Origin of the sequence: Photobacterium sp. GB-210, assembly GCF_003026075.1 — a bacterium.
In the GTDB taxonomy this organism is placed as follows: Bacteria; Pseudomonadota; Gammaproteobacteria; order Enterobacterales; family Vibrionaceae; genus Photobacterium.
On sequence record NZ_PYNU01000050.1, the window covers coordinates 1 to 1,401 of the forward strand.

Below are 1,401 nucleotides of genomic sequence, written 5' to 3' on the forward strand. Positions count from 1 at the left end.
GCAACCAATCTCTTTTAAGAGATGTGATGCGACACTAGCTCAGCTGGTAGAGCGCAACCTTGCCAAGGTTGAGGTCACGAGTTCGAACCTCGTGTGTCGCTCCAAATTGATATTCATGGCTACGGCGATGAATAAAAATAGTTGTTACCCAACTTAAAATAGGTGCAAAATCGGACGCGGGGTGGAGCAGCTTGGTAGCTCGTCGGGCTCATAACCCGAAGGTCGTTGGTTCAAATCCGGCCCCCGCAACCAATCTCTTTTAAAGAGATGTGATGCGACACTAGCTCAGCTGGTAGAGCGCAACCTTGCCAAGGTTGAGGTCACGAGTTCGAACCTCGTGTGTCGCTCCACTTTTTTACTTGGTAGAGAAGTGATATTCATGGCTACGGCGATGGATAAAAATAGTTGTCACCCAACTTAAAACAGGTGAAAAATCGGACGCGGGGTGGAGCAGCTTGGTAGCTCGTCGGGCTCATAACCCGAAGGTCGTTGGTTCAAATCCAGCCCCCGCAACCAATCTCTTTAAGAGATGTGATGCGACACTAGCTCAGCTGGTAGAGCGCAACCTTGCCAAGGTTGAGGTCACGAGTTCGAACCTCGTGTGTCGCTCCAAATTGATATTCATGGCTACGGCGGTGAATAAAAATAGTTGTCACCCAACTTAAAACAGGTGCAAAATCGGACGCGGGGTGGAGCAGCTTGGTAGCTCGTCGGGCTCATAACCCGAAGGTCGTTGGTTCAAATCCGGCCCCCGCAACCAATCTCTTTTAAAGAGATATGATGCGACACTAGCTCAGCTGGTAGAGCGCAACCTTGCCAAGGTTGAGGTCACGAGTTCGAACCTCGTGTGTCGCTCCACTTTTTTACTTGCTAGAGAAGTGATATTCATGGCTACGGCGATGGATAAAAATAGTTGTCACCCAACTTAAAATAGGTGAAAAATCGGACGCGGGGTGGAGCAGCTTGGTAGCTCGTCGGGCTCATAACCCGAAGGTCGTTGGTTCAAATCCAGCCCCCGCAACCAATCTCTTTTAAGAGATGTGATGCGACACTAGCTCAGCTGGTAGAGCGCAACCTTGCCAAGGTTGAGGTCACGAGTTCGAACCTCGTGTGTCGCTCCAATTTGATAGTTCATGGCGAAAGCGGTGAACGTTAGGTGAAAGACCTAGCTATGCGACACTAGCTCAGCTGGTAGAGCGCAACCTTGCCAAGGTTGAGGTCACGAGTTCGAACCTCGTGTGTCGCTCCAATTTGATAGTTCATGGCGAAAGCGGTGAACGTTAGGTGAAAGACCTAGCTATGCGACACTAGCTCAGCTGGTAGAGCGCAACCTTGCCAAGGTTGAGGTCACGAGTTCGAACCTCGTGTGTCGCTCCAATTTGATAGTTCATGGCGAAAGCG

At 50.3% G+C, this 1,401-nt stretch carries 11 tRNA genes; all 11 read left to right on the forward strand.

Features of this window, described 5'->3' with window-relative positions:
• The first annotated feature begins 28 nt into the window (after positions 1-28).
• The 11 genes from C9J38_RS21455 to C9J38_RS21505 all read left to right on the forward strand — a co-directional run bounded on the left by C9J38_RS21455 (position 29) and on the right by C9J38_RS21505 (position 1,377).
• Positions 29-104 (forward strand) — tRNA-Gly (locus tag C9J38_RS21455).
• A gap of 71 nt (positions 105-175) precedes the next feature.
• A tRNA-Met gene (locus tag C9J38_RS21460) sits at positions 176-252 on the forward strand.
• A 22-nt stretch (positions 253-274) separates the two neighbouring features.
• Positions 275-350 (forward strand) — tRNA-Gly (locus C9J38_RS21465).
• 89 nt (positions 351-439) lie between these two features.
• A tRNA-Met gene (locus tag C9J38_RS21470) sits at positions 440-516 on the forward strand.
• A 20-nt stretch (positions 517-536) separates the two neighbouring features.
• Positions 537-612: transfer RNA gene (locus C9J38_RS21475), tRNA-Gly, on the forward strand.
• A gap of 71 nt (positions 613-683) precedes the next feature.
• Positions 684-760: transfer RNA gene (locus C9J38_RS21480), tRNA-Met, on the forward strand.
• 22 nt (positions 761-782) lie between these two features.
• A tRNA-Gly gene (locus C9J38_RS21485) sits at positions 783-858 on the forward strand.
• Between the two features lie 89 nt (positions 859-947).
• Positions 948-1,024, forward strand: a tRNA-Met gene (locus tag C9J38_RS21490).
• 21 nt (positions 1,025-1,045) lie between these two features.
• Positions 1,046-1,121: transfer RNA gene (locus C9J38_RS21495), tRNA-Gly, on the forward strand.
• A gap of 52 nt (positions 1,122-1,173) precedes the next feature.
• Positions 1,174-1,249, forward strand: a tRNA-Gly gene (locus C9J38_RS21500).
• A 52-nt stretch (positions 1,250-1,301) separates the two neighbouring features.
• A tRNA-Gly gene (locus C9J38_RS21505) sits at positions 1,302-1,377 on the forward strand.
• The last annotated feature ends 24 nt before the right edge of the window (positions 1,378-1,401 follow it).